Genomic DNA, 17,079 nt, shown 5'->3' with positions numbered 1-17,079 from the left:
TCATCCACACGTTCGATTATGTACAGCCACCCATCATAGTGAACATTTTCTGACAACATCTCCCGATGGTTTTCTGACAAGTTTCCCCCCCCGCTTCTCCGGTCCCTCTCGCATTCGCCATCCTTAGAATCGTTTCCTCACTCAATGCTTTCCCTCCCTCTCCTTCCTACTGAACGAGTGATCCCGTTCTAACTCCATGACTTTCCGTGTGGATTCATGGCAATCCTTCAGGAAGCTTCTTTAAGCTCTCTGTTCGACTGCACCTCTCCATAAGAGACAGATTGCAACTGACCACCAACCGCTCCCCACCGTCTCCATCAAACACCAAGAAGGCATGGACCTTGCTGTACTCTCGACGTCCGACTTCTTGTGCACCGAAGTGGGTGAGCAGCGGTCATGAAACCCCAAGACTCTGATTCAAAGCCCGGTCCCAACCAGCCCGATTCTGGCATCACGCTCGAAACAATCATTTCTGTCGGGGTCGTCGGTTGGTTGGCCATAGGCATGGTACTCATGGGCCTCGGCATTTGGTAGCACAGTATTCAGAAATACGAAAACTCATGGGCCTCATCGCAGAGTCATGATACTTCTTGAGAATAGTACAAGCAGAAGGAGACTTCCTATGTACGCACGGTTGAGCCTCCGCGGTGCTCAGTATGCCGGGGCCTTTCTAGCCATCAACCTGATCGTGACCGGATGTTCCACGCTCTCAGGAGAATCAAAAGTTGCGAAAACCACGAAGGGATCCGTCTATCTCAAAGACATCGCCGATTGGTCGTTTGAGGCGAGCCATCCGGCGACGATCGACCAGATGACCATCCGCACGGTCGTCAAAGGAGTGGCAATCGAGGACGCCACCAAACCGTTATCCAACATGCCCGCCAGTGGCAGCAAGCCGATGAGAGTATTCAGCGATGAAGACGCCGAGTTTCTTGCTCCCCTGCTAGCCCAAGGTCTATCAGAAGCGAAACCGGAGCAGATTGTCGGTTTCAAGGTGTTTTCATCGGCAGGGTCAGGCGCTGAACCCACAGCGGGCACCCTCTATGTGCACAAGGGGTCCCTCTATCTGACGATCGCTTCCGCACAAGCGAACAAGAGGCAGAGATTCTCTCTTCCAGCTGCCGCTCGTATCGAAAAGGCCCCTTCCTTTGTGGCGATGGGAAAGGGAGCCATGACCCTGGTAATCGACTACCAGGCGATTGCTAAGGCTTCGGCACCTGGATCGGTTGTCGCAACCGACGTTCCAAAAGACTCTGCCTCATCTGTAGCGAGTACTCGGGTCGCAGAAACCCTTCCGTCGCGGGACGACGAGGCCTCTCTTGATCCTTCAGAAACCTCAGCCCACCCGAGGACCGAAGCAGACGCACTCCAGTTGAGCACCGATGAATTGCTCAACAGAAAACTGGACGAGCTCCGAGCAGCGCGGGAGGCCAACAAACTGAAAGATTCCGAGATTGCGACGCTGAAGAAAGAAGCCACGTTGGTCAAGAAGGAACTCCGGCAGCGGACGGACGAAATCAAAGCCTTGAAGGCCAGCAAAGCCTCAGCTCCGTCGGCACCGAAGAAGAAAACGGCGGAAGCGCACCGGACGCGTTGAGCATCAATCGATTCAGCCGATGTCGCACAATTCCGGTTGCAGCAGAATGACTTCTCTGGAAAGCGGCTGGCGGAAATTCATGCGGCTGTAACAGGCATAGGTCACGTAGGTATCCTGTAAGCAATACTGCGCCAGTTCGCGTCCTTGCCGCTTCTCCCACATTTCGGCGACCTGTTCCCCGCTACCTGACTTCGTGTCGACCTGTAGTGCTCGGGCCAATACATCGAGCTTGACCCAGCCTCTCGTATCCCAATTGCTCCAAATGGCCATCGTGTCATACACCGGCTCGGTCCGAAATTTTGCAAGATTGATTTCAACACTGGGTTTTACCTGATTGATGATCGATCGTTTCTTGATAAAAGGAAGATCAAAACCCAGCCCGTTATGCGTGATGTATAAAGTCGGCCGGTCCTGAGCCAACCTGGCCCAAAATTGTCGAAGCAACTCGCGCTCATTCGCCCCGTACCAGGCAATGGCGCTGCGCGCCTCCATCTGATCGGAAAATTCCAGCAGGCCGATGCAGACGATGCGGCTGAACGTCCCATCAAACGCTGATTTCGTGTACGCTTCATCGTCCGCACGACGCGCTTCCTCCACCGCACCCGCCGTAAAGAGGTCGTAGCCTGGTTCCCCAGGAACAAGGCCCTGACATTCAGCAGGCTTCCCTACAAGACGAGCCCACTCCTCACGAGGCGCTTGGACCGTTTCGATATCGAGCACAACCTTCATCGCGACACTCCCAAGGCTTCACGCTGCAGAGACTGAATCACGGCGTAATCGGCCGGAGGGAATGTAAACTGCGTCAGTTCCTCCGGAAGGACCCATCGAATTTCCTCACATCCCAGAGGTACCGGCTCTCCCTGTTCGATCGCGCAGTGAAAGAAATGAAGCTCAACAACCTTGTCGGAATACTCATGCCGAATGACTTGATAGCGGATGGGAGAATCGATCTGAATGCTGAGTTCCTCCCATAGCTCTCTCCGCAAACAGTCCGCAAGGGATTCACCGGCTTCCCGCTTACCCCCGGGGAACTCCCAGAACCCGGCAAGATGAACACCGGCCTTCCGACGAGCGATCAAATAGCGATTATTCCGTTTGATCAGGCCAGCTGCCACCTCTATGACCTGCATAGGCACCCTGCTACGGTCTCCGTTCCATCGGACTGAATGGATAGGTCTTGCAGAACGACTTCATCGGACAGAGCAGACAATAAGGATCGCGCGCCGTACAGACCATCGCCCCAAAGTCCATGATCGCCTGATTGAAGTCGTATCCCTTCTTCGGAGGAATGAGAGCTTCCGACAATTCCCAGAGCATCGGCTTCTGCGCTTTCGGATCCCCTTCGGCAACAAACACTCTGTGCAGAACCCGTATCACGTTTGTGTCGAGGATAGGGGCATCTTCATTGAATGCAAAGGAGCGAATCGCCCCCGCGGTATACCGCCCAATTCCTTTGAACGAAAGCAACTCCTCCGCATCGCTGGGAAGCTTTCCCCCATACCGTTCCACTGTTTCACAGGCAATCCCGTGCAATCGTTCCGGACGAACGTTGTATCCCAGCGGGTACCACGTCTTCTTCACATCAGCCACCGGTGCCTCGGCCAAATCCTCAAAGCTCGGATATCGTTCGAGAAACTCCCTGTACTTGGGAATGACTCGATCAACCTGCGTCTGTTGCAACATTACCTCGGATACGAGGATGTGATAGGGATCCGATGTTTTTCGCCAAGGCAAATCTCGACCATACTCCCCATACCACTTCAAGAGTCGCTGCTGAAACCGACGCTTGGCGGAAAGATCCGGGAGGGCTACCTTTTGTGATTTTTTCTTCTTGGAAATGCGTCGCCCAGGCATGTGCCGAACCTATACTCACACTCGCATGACCGGTCGCATTGTAGAAGTCTCGTTCTCCAAAAATCAAACAGGCCGTTCGATCACGCCCATCAGATCACCCCCTCCGAAGAATGAACGCCGTCTGTTCAAAGTAAAATCCGCATGGTAACCTCTAACCAGCTGCACAGGAGGAAGGCTATGAAATGGGAAACCTTCCGGGATCAATGGTTGCGAGCCTCGGTCTTCGCCGGAATTTTAGTTAGTATCCTCACCCCATTTTCATCCGAAGCCGAAACACTCCAAGTGCCTTGGGAATGTTCGACCTATACAGCAGACGCACAAACCCGTTGCGTGAATGCCTTCATGGAAGCGCAACAAAAGAAAATCGCTGAGCTGGAAGGAAAACTCCAGGCGCAGCAAAGTACCGTCGGTCAACTCAAGGATCAACTCGACCGGCAATCTGCCGCGACGACCAATTTGCAACGACAGCTGGCGGAGCGCCCCATGACCAGCGTCGTACCCTTCTCCTACGGTTATCCCTATGGCTACGCCTTGTCACCGGCCCTTGGACTTGGACTCGGTTTAGGTCTCCATTTTGGAAGCGCTGCGTTCTACGCCTCGCCGTACGACCGCCCATATTGGGGGTACCGGCATTTCGGCTATTGGGGCTACCGCTGGTGATGCCAGAAGACGACCACACTGGAGAACAGTCCACAAGTCCCGCCTGTTTTACGGCTGTTTAGATCGGGCTTTTCATTGACAAGAGCGCCTTCACCACATAGCCTGCTCTGTAGAGTGATCGAACCCGGTTCATTGCTTCACAGTAGTAGAACCCTCACAAGCCTAGGGCCCGTGCATTGACAGCAGCGGGACCTGTCAAAGGTATACGAGATGGTTGTTCGGAAATTTCCGCGATTCCCGGTCTCAGCTCCCAGCACGCTGGTCCAACGCGATAAATTGCGATACAACGCACTGGTAAAGGACCTTTCACTGAAAGGATGCCGGTTGGAAAGTACCCTCCGCCCATTCACCGGCATGCAGGTCGAACTGTTTCTCCAAGTTGAAGCGGACACCACCCCAATCCATGTCAGCAAGGGAACGGTTCGATGGTCCGGAGCTCAAGGTATTGGAGTTGAATTTCTGACAATTGAAGCCCCTGACCAAGAACGCCTCAAGCAAATGGTGGAACAGCTCACCATCACGGCAGGACAGGCCCTGATCGTGCCGAAAGGTGAGCTGCCAAAGAAGTGACCGCCTCTCTCAGGCACACTCCATGCGGACACCGCCTCCGCACTGGGGTTCCCCCGAGATTCTTATCGACGAAGACCTACTGGTTAAGGAGGTGCATTTCGTCTTCAACATGGCGGAGTGTGCCCCCTGGCGGCAGATCCCATTCCCGACGAAGAAGTATGAAGCAAGCCATCCTCATGTCCCTCAAGTTGTACCAGCGGATTGCCGATTCATCTTTGTAACCCAGGCAGGGAGAGACCTGTGAAGTGGTGGAAATCGACAGCAAAAGCCAAACAGGAGGCAGTCCATCTCGACTCTGACCGCCGACGAGAGCCTCGCATAGGAGGAACCTTTAAAGTACGATACTCCGGTTCAGAAGGAAACGACATCATCATCGGACACGGCACCATCACCGACCTGAGCCGATATGGATTCCGCATCCAAGGAAATCAACATGTACAGGTCGGCATGGAGCTCGGTCTATTCCTCGAACTGCCGGATCGGGACAGTCCGCTCTGCATTCCCCAAGCCACCGTCTCTTGGGTGAACGGGCGATGGTTTGGAGTGGAGTTACGAGCCGATCGAAAAAAAGAACCCGAATGGTTGGAGTATCTGCTGGAATAAGGGTTCCCTTTCTCCCTCTCAGCTGCACCTCCATTATGCTGTCACTAGATTGAGCCATAGCGACAAAGTGCACTGCACGAACATCGCTAGCTCTGGCATCCACCATAGGAACCGAAACCTTTTCCTCCGACTTGATCTCCTCCGCAGAAACAGGGCCTAGCAGGGAAAGCCCGGAGGCGGAAAGCCGGTGCGGCGGACGCACCCCACTGGCAACGGACACAATACCACACAGGGGAGAAGTCGGTATCAGGCAGAGGAGGAAGACGGGTCAGCAGACGGGGGCCCGTGCGGGTCCCGCCCCACCTCGTTCGTACGATACAGGCCGCCGGTGATGGTGGTCACGTGTTGATTGAGCGCCAGATCGAATCGAACGCTTGTTTCTATGATACTTGTCAGCGTAATCGTCCGGCCCGGTTGAGTGGCTGAAGCCGGATAAGAAATGATGGTCTGGCTGTACGAGACCGACGTGGACGACGAGGTGATCGTGGGACTGCCTGGCGTAGCTTCATCCATCACGTCATCCCATATCAAGAGGGGTTTATCACAGGTCGTGTGGTGGCCCGGTAGGGCCGCGCCCAGCCTCTATCTTTCGGCGCGAAGCGCCGCCGTGGTCAGCCTCTATCATACCGGTACCAAAGAACGGTTTTCCAGAATGTCGGCGGGGTTTTCGATTTAAACGCTTGGAGAGCCGTCTACGATCTTTTGGGCTCTCCTCCCCCCTCTCGAAGGCAACCCCCTCCCAGCGGGCAAATTGGGGCGACAGGCGAGCCCTTCCCTGTCTGGTCGGCGCCTTGCGCTTTCTACCTTTCTGCCTCCTCTACTACGAGGGGTTTTCTCTGATGGATCAATTGTCCCATTTTTCAGGCCGTGTCTGCGCGGGACGAAGTGCGCTTGCGCACGGAGCGTAAGTGGGTTTCCGAAACAAGATTAAGAGAGGTTAAACAGCGGTAAAAAGAATAGGGATAAGAAATATGAACACTTCTATATATAAATTGATATCTTACGAAATGTGTTGGTGCGCAGCGCCTAGGACTTTGACGGTAAGATGGACGACTCCGGGTTCACTCACAACCAATAGCCTTTGGGGGCATCTCTCTGTCGTGCATTCGCTGTTTTGATCTCGTCAATGAAATCGATCGATGGCGTAAGCGTATAGAGCACCTCCCGCACGGCCCTGGTAATTACAGCTGTGTCTACCTCATAGTCCAAGCTACAGCGGGTACCAGTCTGGGCCTCACTTATCGGGCGAGAAGTCCATAGTTATCCAGACTCACCGAACCTCCCGCCTCACACCCTGCCCCGCATTTCAGTAGTGCAACAGTGGTGCTGTTATATCAAGATGACAGAGAATCCAAGATGTTGTCTGTACCTACTCGAACAGAGGCTGATCCGGTAGGCTGCCAAGGTGGACTGGAAACTCCCCGTTCTTCGCATCGGCAACGTAGCGCCTCAGCGCTTCGCTGACCACTGGAAAGGCCATCGTCTCCCAAGGGATGGCGGAGAGTGAAAAGAGCCGGACGTCCAAACTTTCAGGTCCAGCCATGAAAGTCGGCGCCGTCATTCGTCCCCGAAACACGAGGTAGACCTGTCCGATATGAGGTAGGCTGAGCACGGCATAGAGTCCGGCAATCTTGACATCAGCCTGCGCCTCCTCCATCGTCTCACGCACAGCCGCCTGCTCAGTACTTTCGCCCAACTCCATAAAGCCGGCCGGGAACGTCCAGAGTCCAAGCCGTGGCTCGATCGCACGACGGCAGAGAAGGACTTGGCCTTCCCATTCCGGAATACAGCCCGCAACAATCTTGGGGTTATGATAATGAATGCGCTCGCACTGGTCACACACATGCCTCGGAAGATTGTCACCCACGGGAACTTTGTGTGTCACGGTCGCGCCACAGTGACTGCAGTAGTTCATAGCCGATAGGTTCCCACTCTCTAACTACCAAGGACAAATCGCCGGCACTGGTAGGCATGGATAACACAATCGCCCAGGCTTTGCACGTCGGTCCCACAGCGACGACTGCTCATTGCGTCAAAAGTCTAATACCCAGTCCGACAGATGTCTGGACCGTTGCCATTCATGATCCTTTCCCCCCCCCCAATTAATACTTCCAAGACATTATTTATCAATACGTTATCGGCGACCGGCACTTCCATCCTCTTGACTTCTATGCAGCGCAACCTATTGGGTTGATATAATGCCCTGAACGTTCAGCAAGGATGGTTGCCCATGGAAGAGAATGTCTTATCGATACTGCCGATACTCCCCGTCAAGCGCACGGTTCTGTTTCCGGGAATCATGATGCCGCTGACGATTGGGCGTGAGCGATCTGTCGCCGCTGTCAATGCCACGATGAAGACGGAGGAAAAAACGATCGTCGTCGTGGCTCAACGAGATCCCCAGACCGAGGAACCTGGGCTGGCTGATCTGTACTCCATCGGGACAAAAGCCACCATCAAGCAAATCGGCCAAGCCTCCGAGGGAACCATCCACGCCCTCGTTCAAGGCCTGGATCGCGTCGTCCTTTTAAAGGAGGAACAGTCGGCTCCTTACACCACCGTGCGCGTTCGGACTCTCGCTCGTCCTTCGGACGAGGGAACGGAGGTGCAAGCACTTCACCGAGCCATTCAAGAACTTGTGTCCGAGTTGCCCAGACTGATCCAAGCGCCTGCCATTCAAGAAATCGGTGCCGTATTGAGTAATGAAGATGACTCTGTCGCGCTGGCCTATCGTATCGCCTCTCTGGTGAATCTCAATGTGGTGGAGGAGCAACGTCTGCTCGAGTGTGCGTCGACCCTCGACCTCCTGCGCAGCCTCTACGCCGCCCTGTCGAAAGAAATACAAATCTTGCAACTTCGTGAAAAGATCACCCGAGATGCCCAGACAAAAATCGGGAAAACCCAGCGTGAGTACGTCTTGCGCGAACAATTGAAGACCATCCAGGAGGAACTAGGCGAAGGCGAGAATGATGAGAACGAAGTGGCTCGCCTCAAGCGACAAATCGCCGAGGCGGACCTGCCCGATCATATCCGCAAAGAAGTCGAGCGAGAAGTCACCCGATTAGGCAAAGTCCCGCCCACCTCACCGGATCATCAGGTCCTTCGAACCTACCTCGAACTGGTCCTTGAACTTCCCTGGAGAAAATCCTCCGAGGAACATCTTGATCTCTCCACCGTCCGTAAGGTGCTGGAGGAAGATCACTATGGCATCAAGGAAGTCAAAGAACGGATCGTCGAACATTTGGCGGTCTTGAAACTCAACCCAAAGGCCAAGGCCCCGATTCTCTGTCTCGTCGGACCACCTGGAGTCGGCAAGACCAGCCTAGGCCAATCGATTGCACGAGCCATGAGCCGAACCTTCGAGCGATTCAGTCTGGGCGGCGTCCATGACGAAGCTGAACTACGAGGCCACCGCCGCACCTATGTCGGCTCGCTCCCTGGCCGTATTATCCAGGCGATCCGTCGAGCAGGGGTCAACAACCCGGTCTTGATGCTCGATGAGGTCGACAAGATGGGTCGCGATTTCCGAGGCGACCCGGCGTCGGCGCTGCTTGAAGTTCTGGACCCGGCCCAGAATCACACATTCCGTGATCATTACTTGGATCTTCCCTTCGATCTGTCGAAGGTGTTTTTCATCACCACGGCGAACACGCTCGATACCATCAGCCAACCCCTGTTGGATCGGATGGAAGTGATTCGCCTTCAAGGGTATAGCGAACGCGAGAAAGCCGAAATCGCTCGCCGTTACCTTTGGCCCAGGCGGTTGAAGGAAGCCGGTATTCAAGAGAGCCAGGCGGTGCTCACGGACGAAGTGCTGAATCTTGTGATCTCGCGCTACACACGGGAAGCTGGGGTGCGACAGCTCGAGCAGATGCTGGGACGGTTGACCAGAAAAGTCGCCTTAACATTCGCCGATCTCCCGGACGGTCAAGAGCGCCAGCCCGTCGCTATACGGACCGACATGCTTGGCGAGTGGTTGGGCTCCGAACGGTTTATGCCTGAAGAGGCGAGGAAACATTTGCCTCCCGGCGTCGCAACAGGCCTCGCATGGACGCCGACCGGCGGCGATGTGCTCTATATTGAAACCACCTTGCTCCCTGGGGGGCACGAGTTGACCCTGACGGGACAACTCGGCGACGTGATGCAGGAATCGGCGCGTGCGGCCAGGAGTTATCTCTGGTCACATGCCGAGAGCATGGGATTGGACATCTCGCGCTTTAAGCGGAACGGAGTCCACATCCACGTGCCATCTGGAGCCATTCCCAAAGATGGTCCATCAGCCGGCATCACCATGGCCACCGCGTTGGCTTCCGCGTACGAGAACAGAGCCGTGCGAAGCGACACGGCGATGACGGGAGAAATTAGTCTGAGTGGACTCGTCTTACCCGTGGGCGGCATCAAGGAAAAAGTGCTGGCAGCCCATCGCGCCGGAATCAACCGGATCGTCTTGCCGAAGGCGAACGAGAAGGACCTCAAGGATGTTCCGCAGGAAGTGCGCGATGAGCTGACGTTCATCCTTGTCGAACGGATTGAAGAGGTCCTACCGGCAGCGTTCAATCCCGATTCTCACGATGCCCCTACCGGCAACGAACCTGTAGGAACTACCAGCACCACGGAGAATTGTTAAGGTGTGTAGAACGCACGAACGATCTGCGTCAGGTTGAACAACATCGCATGACGGCGCGTATAGACCGCGTGACCGAAGTAGTGGTCACGCGGATTCGTTGATCCGGTGCTGTCCTTATAATCAACGAGTATGCACCGCCCTTCGCTAGGGAACCGCACCGCCCGCCTCGCACATTCCAGCCACCGTTCAAACCCATCATAGGGCTCGACCAGCTCCCAAACCATCTTGTTCACAACCCTGGCTGTTTCCGTCGCAGGGACGGCATCACTGCCCGCTACGGCCAGTTCCTGCACGTAGTCTCCACCCCAGGCAATCGGCATCTCCATGGTGATTTGAGGCAGTTCCATCTTGGCCAACCAACTCTTCCCATCCGTCCGCAAATTCCGGTGATTAACGATGTGCAGGAGCTTCCCAATCCCAGAAATATCCCATCCGTAACGGACCGGTGTGCCAAAGGTGATGATGTCGAGCGCAACACCGTTCAGCAGTGTAGCCGTTGCCACCAAAGATTCGATGCGTTTCATCGTCTCGACAAGCCCCGGCTGGTTCGCCTGTTGCGCATAGCTGTTCAGCACACTGAGAAGTTTGGGTCGTCCCGTGATCGGGCTTGGGCAAAGAAGATTCGACGCAAGCGCCAGAACCAGTCCCGCTTGTCCATGCGCCTGGACAAGAATTCGGTGACCGGTTCCGGGATTTTGCTCTGTGCAGCGCTTATGGAGTTCATCCAACAACCACACGGCGGCAAGTGCCCGCCCCAGATGGTGGTGTTCGGATGCCCAGAGCAGCCTGTGACAGGAGATGGGACGAGCGAGATTCTGGTTCAGGGTTTTTCGGAACGACTCGACATAGGACTCGGTAAAATTGCCCGCCTCTCCGATCTGTTCATCCAGGAGATGCTTCGTGGCGGGATCGCTCGAAAGCGGCGGCTTCAGCCCGCCCGGCAGCAACGGAATCCCGTTGCTTTCCTCACGCATAGCCGAGAGCAAGGCATCGACTCCCGACACACCGCGTGAATAGCCCCGCTTCAGGCCACCGGCGTCATCCAACCGCTGCATCCCAAACAGATCGGTCCCGTGGAGCGAGCCATGGAGAAAGACGACGCTTGTGACACCGGCTTGAGACAGCCTCGTGCCATAGTGGGCCATCGCCTCGCCCCATTTTGGGGAATCTGGAGGGACAATGTCCGTCAGATCAGCGACGCTCAATCGCGCCCCCGGATTCTTGCGCGACAACTCATCGTGTTGAAAATTATTTTCGAGGGGCATAAGGGATTACATAGCTGATCTCGAATCTGGACTGCAACCGGATCTGTACGGATCGAGCTCTGTTACTGATGGGTATCAGAGGGGCTTGGAGTGTGATCGGGAAGCTTCGGCAGTACTTGACGTTTCGGCATCACGGCGATGGCGGTACAAATTTTATTCTCTTCATCAATTCGGCGATCGACGATCTTTACATCTTGTAAATATTCTTGCACGATTTCCTCGCGCGTCAGTTCAATATCCTGCTCGGTCTCACGCCCCGACCGTTCACGGACTCGATCAATCATATGTTCCTTAACCAGCACACGGATCTGCTTGGCCAGATCAGTCCGGGCCGACAGCTCCGACACGCGCTGACAGATCGCTCTTCCTTTGGTGAGGTCGCCTTGGCCCTTACCAATCCAATATTGATCTGAGGAATAGCCAACCTCGGCTGATGGAGTCGTGGTAACCACAAGTCCCCACCCAAACCAGAGACCTACACCAATAACAACAAGTCCTCTATTCTGCTTCAACAGTGCCACCTTAGCGATTTCCCCCCGGCGCCCCAAAGGACGGAGTTCCCCGATAATGCGGGCCAGGCTGCTGCACTGCAGGGGGACCCGCTGATAGTGGAGCTTGAGGCGATCGCTTTGCGCCACCACTCCATTGGCCTGGTTGGCCCATCGGTCGACGATCACCCTGAGGCTGTCCTGAAGGTGCCCGATAAATGGTCTCATTGAACGGACGAGACCCTGCGGATCCGCCAGGAGGCGGGACCAACTCATGGCTCGGCATCCGACCGGGGTAACTTCCCGGTCGCGGGGGAGCGGGTGGTGTATGGGGTTGCCGATAGGCGATAGTCTGTTGGGCGATAGCGATATGGGGATTGGCCGGGAAGAGACCAGTCGCGCTGTTCAAAAGACCTTGCGGAATTCCCACCGGCGAGATGAGCACCCAATTGGTCCAGGCCTGCGAGACCATCGCATTCGACTGCACACGGTCCAGAATTTCTTTCCGCTTAAGCGCGGCTTGCTGCACTTGCTCCGGTGTGGCGGAGCTACCCAGCACCTGGTTCACCGACTTGAGCTCTTCTTGAAGCTGTTCATTTTCTTGCTTGAGCTCGGCCAACTGTACACGAGCATCTTCGTTTTCCCGGAGCGCCGTAATCGCGCGGGCGACCTCCTCCGTATCCATCTGCGCCAGAAGATCTGCCTTGATGACTACCACATCGCCGTCAAGACTCGTGGAGATCTGTTGATTGAGCACCAGCACCAAGCCGGCCGTATACGTGCGGATCTCGTCTTTGGTCACGTCCATGCCATCGACAATCGTCACGCTCTCCAGATACGTGGCAACCTGTTCGAGTGCGTTCCGCTTGGCCGCCTCCGTCGCGAGACGGATCGCATCTTCTCGGGTATCGCGGTCGCCCATGCGATGTTCGCCTTGGGCATTAACGACTCGAGGCTCTGCACAGGCAGGAGGTGTGACGGCGAAATCGGCAACGGTGATGAGAAGGCATAAAACCAGAAGGCAAACCCTGAAAAAAGCCATATGGAGGGACAACGACGGTGGCTCGAATCGACCGGACATCGCAGACCCTTCTCGCCTGTAAGCGGCAGATGATCAGCCTTACGGATTCAGCTTAACACCGGAACGATGGTTCTGCCAGCATTCGGCGGGTGCCGTCTCCCACCTTGCCTTCCGGAAAATTTGCATGTTAGGGTACTTCTTTCCTCTATGAAACAACCGGATCATTGTCACGTTATGATGCATCGTACTTCCCGAAAACGCCCATTCCTGGGGGGCCTTCTAGCCTGCTGTCTCGCCTTCGGAGGGTATACTCCCGCTTATGCGACTCCTCCCTTGGAAGCAGCCGCTCCACTCGATCCCATAACAGAACATGTCATCCTGTTCGTCCTCGAAGGGTTTAGCCAGGACTCGCTCAAGAGCGGCGCCATGCCGGTCCTCAGCAAGCTCGTCAAGGAAGGGTCTGTGACCTGGTCGGCCAACGCAGTTCGGCCGGCGTTACGGCTTCCCATGATGGCATCACTTGTCACCGGCCTGCCTGTTGAGAAACATGGGATCACCTGGAATTCGTTTGAATTCAGCCGAGGCTATCCACGCGCCCCGAGCCTCTTTGATTACTTGGATGTCGGCGGGGGACGAGACAGCGCCGTCTTTTTCATGGACGAATCCCTCTATCAACTCGCGAAACCGGCTCCCTACACCGACTACCAACTCTGCGGTGCATTGCGCCCCGAGTGCGGCGCGCAAAAGCTCGTCGCCTACATCCAACAGTACTTCCAGAAGGCCGCAAGCGGTCACGGGTACGGCCATGCCGTCCATGCCCTCCCGCACTTGTTGGTGGTACATCTTCCGGAGGCAGGGCGAGCGGGTGTCAGCCAGGGTTGGAATTCGAAGGAATACCAACAGGCCCTCAAGACGGTCGATGCTGCGATGAAGTCCGTCCTGGACCTCTTCAAGCACTATAATCTCTTGGACCGCACGACCGTCCTCGTGACAGCCTTGAGTTCAAAGGGGAACGACGCCGGCGGGGAAGTGACACAGGCCGAGACACCGGCCGTTCCTTGGATCGTTTCCGGAGCAGGGATCGCGCGTGGCCAAGTCATCCGTCAGCCAGTGTCCATCATCGATACCGGGGCGACAGTCATGCGAATGCTCCAGCTTGAGACCCACACCGAATGGGACAGCAAGGTGATCGAGGAGATTTTCCATACCGACACAGCCGGCCATCCTGTACCCCGTGCCAAGAAGCGCTGACTCTGTATGAATTTCGATATTGCGATGAAACACCGGTCCTTGTCGCTTCGCATCACCGTCATAGGCCTGCTGACGATGGTGTTCGCTGAGGGAAGCTTCGCCGGAGATCGCCCGGCCTCCCATCTCCATGAACACCAGATCACCATTGATGCGACCAAGTTAGTCCCCATGTCATGGTGGCAAATACCCGGCGTTACGCCCTCAATCTGGAATTCCGACCCGGAGTCACTCGACGCCCCGAAGACATCTGAGCGTCGTGACCTGTCACTCAGGCCCGGCAAATACAAATTCATCAGTTTCACCTTCGATTTTTCCTTTACCGTCGGCATGAACGGTACCATCGATTACTCACCCGTCTTGGACCAGTGTGTGCAAGGTCGTGGGACCCAAACTTTGATCGTGTTGTGCAAACGCACCTACCCCCACGGCGGGCAACCTGACCCCTATTACGACCAGAAACCAAACAATGGCTAACGTACTCGATACCCTATTGGACGCACTTGAGGACGTGGACGACGCCACTCGTGAAGAGGCGGCGAAGACCCTTGCCGACCTGGGTGATCCCTCAACCTTAGAGGCTCTACTCGTCGCCTGCAGCGATGACTACTGGTCTGTTCGTGCGCATGCCGCTTGTGGCATCTCAAAAATTGGTGGTCCCAAAGCGATTGAAGCCCTGATCAACCTGTTCAATGACCCGATCATGGAAGTGCGAGACCAGACGGTTGAGGCCATGGCCAAGATAGGCTCGCCTGCCATTGATCGTGTGGTGACGGCATTGAAGGACGAACGCTGGCGAGTTCGAGAACATGCCGCCAAAGCCGCCGGCAAAATGAAGGATCCTCGAGCCGTTGATGCACTGATTGTCTCTTGTCGCGACCGCGATGGAGCCGTCAAGAGTGCTGTGGCCGAGGCCCTTGGTCGAATCGCAGACCCGAAGGCCGTTCCAGCATTGATCAAACTGTTCAGAGACTCATCAAAAATCGTCAGAGAAACCGCCGGAACCGCGCTGGTGTACATTGGACAACCATCGGTTGATCCGCTGATTGATAGCCTCAACGACAAGGATTTCGTGGTCCGCTGTCACGCAGCCCGGGCATTGGGTGGGATGACGACGGACTATCAAATCGGCCGAACCTGGGTCCGTGACGCCAAAGTAGTTGAGGCCCTCATCACAGCATTGAAAGACCCGGATCGAGCCGTTCGTGAAGATGCCACGATCGCGCTCGGCATGATCGGCGATCCACGGGCAATCGATGCGCTGATCGATGCGATGAAAGACGGGGCCGTGAAACGCCATGCCATCGCATCACTCGGGATGATCGGCGATCCACGAGCGCTCCCGGCCGTACTGAATGCTTTAAAAGGCAAAGGGATCAAGCAGGAAGGCTCACCGACACCCGGATGCATCGTCAGTGAGGATGCGTTCATCAAAGAAGCGGCGGCGACTGCGCTGGGGCAGTTTCGTGACCCACGCGTGATTCCAGATCTGATCATGTTGCTGAAAGACGGAGTCTTGCGTGAAAAGGCCGCCGCTGCGCTGACCGTCATCGGAGATGCCGCGATCGAACCGCTCATCGCCTTTCTCTATGACCCCAAGGCTTCTGAGGTTGAGGCGGAGAAGGAACGCGTCCTGTCGTACGCCTCAGTTCGCCTGACGGCCAAAGATGCCCTCAAGCAGATTGTGCTCGAAACCTTGGAAACGCTTGGATGGACTCCATCCGATGAGGAAGTAGAAATCAGTTCCAGCCAAGCCGACAACCTGCGCATCGATCGGCCATTGGGACAGACCGGACGGTTTGGACCATCCGGTGACACCGTCTGATGCAGTCCGACGAATACCATACTCCTTCGTGCAAGGCCGCACTCTCGTATCTCGGTGTTCGCATCTCGCATCTCGTACGCGAAGGACGTTTCTCAAGATAGGCTGCACGCACATGATCGCGACGCGAGAACAACACGGGCGGTTTTTCCCCATATCCTGAGAGAATGCAACATGGTCGACGAGGTTGCAGAACAGATGGCCGCGCTCCGGGACGAGGATTGGGCGATCCGTGAAGAAGCAGCACGTTTGCTTGGCCAGCTCAAAGATCCGCGTGCGGTCACTCCTCTCGTGTCCCTCCTTCGAGACCAAGATCGTTCCGTGCGAGAGGCAGCAATGGAAGCACTCCGCGCGATCGGAGTTCCGGCAGTGGAAGCACTCGGCGCCTGTCTGACCGAGAACGATTTAGCCGTTCAAGAAGCCGCCTCGGCCATCCTGGCGACCGTTGCGGATGAGCGAGTAATCACTCCCCTCTTATCGGCACTGAGAAGCAACGATTGGATCGTTCGGATGCACGCGGCTCAGGCCTTGGGCCGCGTAAAGAGCGCAGATACCGTCGAGGCCCTAATCCCGCTCCTCCAAGATAGAGTCAAGGCGGTTCGTGAGGAATCAGCGACAGCCCTGGCGGCCATCGGTGACGCAGCGATTCCATGCTTAGTGCAGGCGTTGAAACACGACGACTGGCTCGTTCGATTGCATGCAGTGGAATCTCTCGGCAAGGCTCGATCCCCTCGTGCGGTTGAACCGCTGCTCTCGGTCCTGTTCAACGATCGTGATTCAGCTGTTCGCGAGGATGCCGTGCGGGCGTTAGGCGAAATCGGTGATGCCCAAGCTGTGGATCATGTATGCGTGGCCATGCGTGAACCAGGGTTACGGACCGTGGCGGTCGAGGCGCTCGGACGTATCGGCAATCCCTGCGCCGTGCCCGTTTTGATCGATGTCGTCACAGGCGCCAAACCTCCGGAATCCACCAGGACAGCAGTCGGCTGTGGGGATCACTGGAATGAGGAGCTGATCACACAAGGGGCCGCCGTGCGGGCCTTGGGATTGATCGGGGATGATAGGGCTATTCCTTCACTCGTCGCGGCCCTGAGTCCCACCCATACCCGTGCAGAGGCGGCCGCCTCATTGGCCAAATTCGGATCGAAGGTCGTTCCGGTTCTCATTTCACTATTGAATGATTCAACGGACGAAAACCTCCGGTTCCACGTTCGTGAGACCTTGACGCTCGTGGGATGGAGACCGCGTCAGATCTCCATCAGCCGGCTCTGAACACAATGTCAAAAGAAACCATCGAAACACTAGTCTCCGAACTCGTCCACGA

General features: G+C 55.9%; 18 protein-coding genes. 10 read left to right on the top strand and 8 right to left on the bottom strand.

The window, feature by feature from the left end:
- The first annotated feature begins 396 nt into the window (after window positions 1–396).
- Window positions 397–534, top strand: coding sequence for a hypothetical protein (locus tag ACMTNU_RS11780; RefSeq protein ID WP_413935456.1), 138 nt, complete (start codon window positions 397–399; stop codon window positions 532–534).
- Between the two features lie 88 nt (window positions 535–622).
- Window positions 623–1,597, top strand: coding sequence for a hypothetical protein (locus ACMTNU_RS11775; protein WP_413935455.1), 975 nt, complete (start codon window positions 623–625; stop codon window positions 1,595–1,597).
- Window positions 1,598–1,609: 12 nt separating this feature from the next.
- Here the strand turns inward: ACMTNU_RS11775 and ACMTNU_RS11770 are convergent, their stop codons facing one another.
- Genes ACMTNU_RS11770 through ACMTNU_RS11760 form a run of 3 tightly spaced genes read right to left on the bottom strand, consistent with a single transcriptional unit; the run spans window position 1,610 to window position 3,451 of the window.
- Complete coding sequence (locus tag ACMTNU_RS11770) at window positions 1,610–2,326, bottom strand: 3'-5' exonuclease (RefSeq protein WP_413935454.1); 717 nt, start codon at window positions 2,324–2,326, stop codon at window positions 1,610–1,612.
- Window positions 2,323–2,727: an 8-oxo-dGTP diphosphatase MutT gene (mutT, locus tag ACMTNU_RS11765; protein WP_413935453.1), complete on the bottom strand. Its 405-nt coding sequence runs from the start codon at window positions 2,725–2,727 to the stop codon at window positions 2,323–2,325. Before mutT ends, ACMTNU_RS11770 begins: the two co-directional genes overlap by 4 nt.
- A gap of 10 nt (window positions 2,728–2,737) precedes the next feature.
- Window positions 2,738–3,451: an A/G-specific adenine glycosylase gene (locus ACMTNU_RS11760; RefSeq protein ID WP_413935452.1), complete on the bottom strand. Its 714-nt coding sequence runs from the start codon at window positions 3,449–3,451 to the stop codon at window positions 2,738–2,740.
- A 177-nt stretch (window positions 3,452–3,628) separates the two neighbouring features.
- Here ACMTNU_RS11760 and ACMTNU_RS11755 point away from each other — a divergent pair, with 177 nt between their 5' ends.
- The 3 genes from ACMTNU_RS11755 to ACMTNU_RS11745 all read left to right on the top strand — a co-directional run bounded on the left by ACMTNU_RS11755 (window position 3,629) and on the right by ACMTNU_RS11745 (window position 5,284).
- Complete coding sequence (locus tag ACMTNU_RS11755) at window positions 3,629–4,111, top strand: hypothetical protein (RefSeq protein ID WP_413935451.1); 483 nt, start codon at window positions 3,629–3,631, stop codon at window positions 4,109–4,111.
- 210 nt (window positions 4,112–4,321) lie between these two features.
- On the top strand, window positions 4,322–4,681 hold the full coding sequence (locus ACMTNU_RS11750; protein ID WP_413935450.1) for a PilZ domain-containing protein: 360 nt from the start codon (window positions 4,322–4,324) through the stop codon (window positions 4,679–4,681).
- A gap of 240 nt (window positions 4,682–4,921) precedes the next feature.
- A complete protein-coding gene (locus ACMTNU_RS11745) occupies window positions 4,922–5,284 on the top strand; it encodes a PilZ domain-containing protein (RefSeq protein WP_413935448.1) in 363 nt (120 codons plus the stop codon).
- Window positions 5,285–5,530: 246 nt separating this feature from the next.
- Here the strand turns inward: ACMTNU_RS11745 and ACMTNU_RS11740 are convergent, their stop codons facing one another.
- Together ACMTNU_RS11740 and ACMTNU_RS11735 are read right to left on the bottom strand one after the other, a co-directional pair.
- The gene (locus ACMTNU_RS11740) at window positions 5,531–5,797 is read right to left on the bottom strand and encodes a hypothetical protein (protein WP_413935447.1); all 267 of its coding nucleotides are present in this window, start codon (window positions 5,795–5,797) and stop codon (window positions 5,531–5,533) included.
- Window positions 5,798–6,653: 856 nt separating this feature from the next.
- Entirely contained in the window at window positions 6,654–7,199 is a 546-nt protein-coding gene (locus ACMTNU_RS11735; protein ID WP_413935445.1) for an NUDIX hydrolase, read from the bottom strand.
- Window positions 7,200–7,514: 315 nt separating this feature from the next.
- Here ACMTNU_RS11735 and lon point away from each other — a divergent pair, with 315 nt between their 5' ends.
- Window positions 7,515–9,911 (top strand): endopeptidase La, encoded by a 2,397-nt coding sequence (lon, locus tag ACMTNU_RS11730; RefSeq protein ID WP_413935444.1) that lies wholly within the window; start codon window positions 7,515–7,517, stop codon window positions 9,909–9,911.
- Here lon and ACMTNU_RS11725 read toward each other — a convergent pair.
- The 3 genes from ACMTNU_RS11725 to ACMTNU_RS11715 all read right to left on the bottom strand — a co-directional run bounded on the left by ACMTNU_RS11725 (window position 9,908) and on the right by ACMTNU_RS11715 (window position 12,586).
- A complete protein-coding gene (locus ACMTNU_RS11725; protein WP_413935443.1) occupies window positions 9,908–11,176 on the bottom strand; it encodes a hypothetical protein in 1,269 nt (422 codons plus the stop codon). The genes lon and ACMTNU_RS11725 overlap by 4 nt on opposite strands.
- A 62-nt stretch (window positions 11,177–11,238) precedes the next feature.
- Window positions 11,239–11,688, bottom strand: coding sequence for a hypothetical protein (locus ACMTNU_RS11720; RefSeq protein ID WP_413935442.1), 450 nt, complete (start codon window positions 11,686–11,688; stop codon window positions 11,239–11,241).
- Window positions 11,689–11,698: 10 nt separating this feature from the next.
- Window positions 11,699–12,586, bottom strand: coding sequence for a hypothetical protein (locus ACMTNU_RS11715; protein WP_413935441.1), 888 nt, complete (start codon window positions 12,584–12,586; stop codon window positions 11,699–11,701).
- 333 nt (window positions 12,587–12,919) lie between these two features.
- Here ACMTNU_RS11715 and ACMTNU_RS11710 point away from each other — a divergent pair, with 333 nt between their 5' ends.
- The 4 genes from ACMTNU_RS11710 (at window position 12,920) to ACMTNU_RS11695 (ending at window position 17,027) form a co-directional block, all read left to right on the top strand.
- Complete coding sequence (locus tag ACMTNU_RS11710; RefSeq protein ID WP_413935440.1) at window positions 12,920–13,936, top strand: alkaline phosphatase family protein; 1,017 nt, start codon at window positions 12,920–12,922, stop codon at window positions 13,934–13,936.
- A gap of 6 nt (window positions 13,937–13,942) precedes the next feature.
- Window positions 13,943–14,410, top strand: coding sequence for a hypothetical protein (locus ACMTNU_RS11705; protein ID WP_413935439.1), 468 nt, complete (start codon window positions 13,943–13,945; stop codon window positions 14,408–14,410).
- Window positions 14,403–15,758, top strand: a complete 1,356-nt coding sequence (locus ACMTNU_RS11700) for a HEAT repeat domain-containing protein (RefSeq protein ID WP_413935438.1) — start codon at window positions 14,403–14,405, stop codon at window positions 15,756–15,758. The genes ACMTNU_RS11705 and ACMTNU_RS11700 overlap by 8 nt, the downstream gene beginning before the upstream one ends.
- Window positions 15,759–15,929: 171 nt before the next feature.
- Entirely contained in the window at window positions 15,930–17,027 is a 1,098-nt protein-coding gene (locus ACMTNU_RS11695; RefSeq protein ID WP_413935437.1) for a HEAT repeat domain-containing protein, read from the top strand.
- Window positions 17,028–17,079 lie beyond the last annotated feature (52 nt).

The sequence above is a fragment of the Nitrospira sp. BLG_1 genome, assembly GCF_047338595.1.
In the GTDB taxonomy this organism is placed as follows: domain Bacteria; phylum Nitrospirota; class Nitrospiria; order Nitrospirales; family Nitrospiraceae; genus Nitrospira_D.
Note: the sequence above shows the minus strand (reverse complement) of the source record. Positions and strands in the feature narration are given on the sequence as shown.